The organism is Bacillus sp. 522_BSPC, from assembly GCF_001076885.1.
Lineage (GTDB): Bacteria > Bacillota > Bacilli > Bacillales > Cytobacillaceae > Niallia > Niallia hominis.
Window position 1 is genome coordinate 1 of the sequence record NZ_JVDT01000227.1, and the last position, 2,668, is coordinate 2,668.

3 protein-coding genes are annotated in these 2,668 nt (G+C 37.4%); 1 reads left to right on the forward strand and 2 read right to left on the reverse strand.

Annotated features, from left to right (window positions below):
* Positions 1–162: 162 nt before the first annotated feature.
* Together ADJ83_RS18615 and ADJ83_RS18620 are read right to left on the reverse strand one after the other, a co-directional pair.
* On the reverse strand, positions 163–1,407 hold the full coding sequence (locus tag ADJ83_RS18615; protein WP_048718679.1) for an MFS transporter: 1,245 nt from the start codon (positions 1,405–1,407) through the stop codon (positions 163–165).
* A 45-nt stretch (positions 1,408–1,452) separates the two neighbouring features.
* Complete coding sequence (locus ADJ83_RS18620; RefSeq protein ID WP_048718682.1) at positions 1,453–1,908, reverse strand: CBS domain-containing protein; 456 nt, start codon at positions 1,906–1,908, stop codon at positions 1,453–1,455.
* Between the two features lie 188 nt (positions 1,909–2,096).
* On the opposite strand from ADJ83_RS18620, the gene ADJ83_RS18625 reads away from it, so the two are divergent.
* Complete coding sequence (locus ADJ83_RS18625) at positions 2,097–2,534, forward strand: MarR family winged helix-turn-helix transcriptional regulator (RefSeq protein ID WP_031538834.1); 438 nt, start codon at positions 2,097–2,099, stop codon at positions 2,532–2,534.
* Positions 2,535–2,668: the final 134 nt, after the last annotated feature.

The following is a 2,668-nucleotide window of genomic DNA, read 5'->3' on the forward strand; positions in this document are numbered from 1 at the left end:
ACTTAGTTTTTACACTTGAATATATTTGAAACCATAAATAACTAATATGAAAAAGTAGCTTTATTTAAGAGCTAAATTAGAGATTGTTCGTCTTTAAAGATTAGTTATTTAGATTTGTCCCAGCCTCTAGAATGATTTCGAATATTCACTAACTATTTAGTGTTAATGTCCAGAACCTAATTCATCTACATGGCTTACATGCTTACTATTAAACCAGATGAATACTACGGAAATTAACACAAATCCAGCTCCTACAAGGAATGGTACAGATGGATTGAAAATTTCCGCTAATTTACCAGCTGTAAAAGGTGCAATGGCACCACCTATAAAGCGTAGAAAACTGTATGCTGCTGAAGCAGTTGAGCGTTCAACAGGAGCTGCATTCATTACAGCAGTTGTAATCAGTGTATTATTGTTACCTAATAAAGCACCAGCTGCAATAACCGCTACGATAATTACCCATTGTGTCGATGTCCAAATCCCCATCGCAACTAACACTACTGCAAACAATGTTAACATGGCACACATAGATTTCACTGTACCGAAGCGCTCTTGTAATTTCGGTGCCATAAAGACAGAAGTTACAGCTAATAAAATTCCCCAGCCCAAGAATACAAAGCCTAATCCATGTTCATCTAAGCCCATAACAAAAGGAGCATAGGCCAACAATGTGAAAAATCCAAAATTATATAATGCAGCAGCAATCCCGAATATAAGCAAGGAACGGTGTTTTAGTGCCCTAAACGGATCTGCTAAAGATGTTTTTGGCTTAACCGTGTTATTCTGTAATGTAGCTTTTGGCATTAAAATTAAAATACCAAAAAAGGCAATTACCATTAAAGCTGCGACACCTAGGAAAGGACCTCTCCAAGACATAGCCCCTAACCAGCCACCTAGAAGAGGCCCAACAGAGATTCCTAGTCCAATAGCAGCTTCATAAAGAATAATTGCTTTTGCAGTACCGCTGTTTGATAGAGATACAATCGCGGCGAGCGCAGTTGCTACAAATAGCGCATTTCCAAGACCCCATCCGCCGCGTAGTCCCACAAGTGTCCAGATTCCATTTGAAAGTCCGCCTAAGCAAGAGAAAACAGCAATGATTACTATTCCTAAGATAAGTGTCCACTTAACTCCAAGTCTTGATGAAATCATCCCAGTAATGAGCATTGCTACGGCCATTACCGCATTATAGCTAGTGAAGAGCAGGGTTACTTGGCTTTGTGAGGCATCAAGCTTCTCTGCAATCGCTGGAAGGATTGGATCAACGAGACCGAGACCCATAAAGGCAATAATCCCAGCAAAAAATACAGCCCATACTGCTTTCGGCTGTTTTAACAAGCTAGCTTCAGTCCTCGTATTTATATTATTTTTTGTTGAATCTGCTGATACAGATTGTAAAGATGGCATTGATAAATCTCCCCTTTTTCTATTATCCCTTTGGTTCAAAATGTATTAGATTAATTCCTTAAAAGAATTCCGTATTACATCTCCGCGGCTAATAATGCCTGCTAAAATTCCGTTTTTTTCAACGGGCACTTTTTTTATTTGCTTCTTACCTAGTAAAGCCGCAATCACTTCTATTTTTTCATCCCAAGCTACCTTTACAACTTTTTTCTTCGCGATTTTCATTACATTCAAATGCAAGAGACTTTGTAATCTTTGGTCAAAATCTTCATCATCGCCTTTAATTACCACAGCATAATAAATACTGTCGATAATATGATCATCATGTTTACCAATATAGCGCAACACATCTCCATCACTGATGAAACCAACAATTTCATTTCGATCATTGACTATTGGAAGACCGCTAATTTTGTAATCAATAAATTTTTCGATAACAGAACGGACGGTGTCGCTTTCCTTCACTTTATATACTTGGTTTACCATAATATCACGGGCTAGCATTTTCTTTCCCCCTTAGATTTTTTAAAAATAGTTGTATAAGGAAACTATATAATTGTATTATACAACTATATTTCAAAACGTCAATTCTATTTTCAGAAATGGAGCTTCCCCTGTCCATTACAAATCATTAAATAAGTGTGCTATCATATTTTTATAGAAATATATTGAAACGGTGAGGTAGTTAATCTATGCATGAAGAATCGTTGGAAGAACTAGAGGTTGAATTATCCATTCTGATACGTCGCATTACACACACGTCTTCCCATAAAAAAAATGGTAATCTTGATCGGTCAGCATATCTGTTATTACATGAAATAGTGACAAAAGGGCCAGCTGGTGTTAAAGCGCTAGCAACTGAATTTCAACTAGATGTTTCTACCGTAAGTAGGCAGGCAGCAGCACTGGAACAGAAAGGCTACTTGTTCCGAATTCCAGATGAAACAGATGGCAGAGCCTATACACTCCAGATAACCGATATAGGATTAGAAGAATTTAAAAAAGAAAAACAGTTTAGAAAGAAAAGAGTAGCAGAAGTTACCAATGTTTGGTCAGAAGAAGAACGAGAGACATTTGCAAGGTTGTTAAAAAAATACAATCAGTCTGCGATGAATGTTAATAATACATGAGATAGGGAAGCGGCTTTCATATTGGAGATGAAAGCCGCTTTTAGCATTGTGAGTAATGAAAGCGGCGTTCATTGTGGAAAGGAAAACCAAAATTAGGATTGAAAGTAGTGAAAAAGGCGTTCATCCCGGAAATG

Coding starts and splice junctions, on each gene's coding strand:
- ADJ83_RS18615 (WP_048718679.1), bottom strand. CDS start 1,407: ATGCCATCTTTACAATCTGTATCAGCAGATTCAACAAAAAATAATATA.
- ADJ83_RS18620 (WP_048718682.1), bottom strand. CDS start 1,908: ATGCTAGCCCGTGATATTATGGTAAACCAAGTATATAAAGTGAAGGAA.
- ADJ83_RS18625 (WP_031538834.1), top strand. CDS start 2,097: ATGCATGAAGAATCGTTGGAAGAACTAGAGGTTGAATTATCCATTCTG.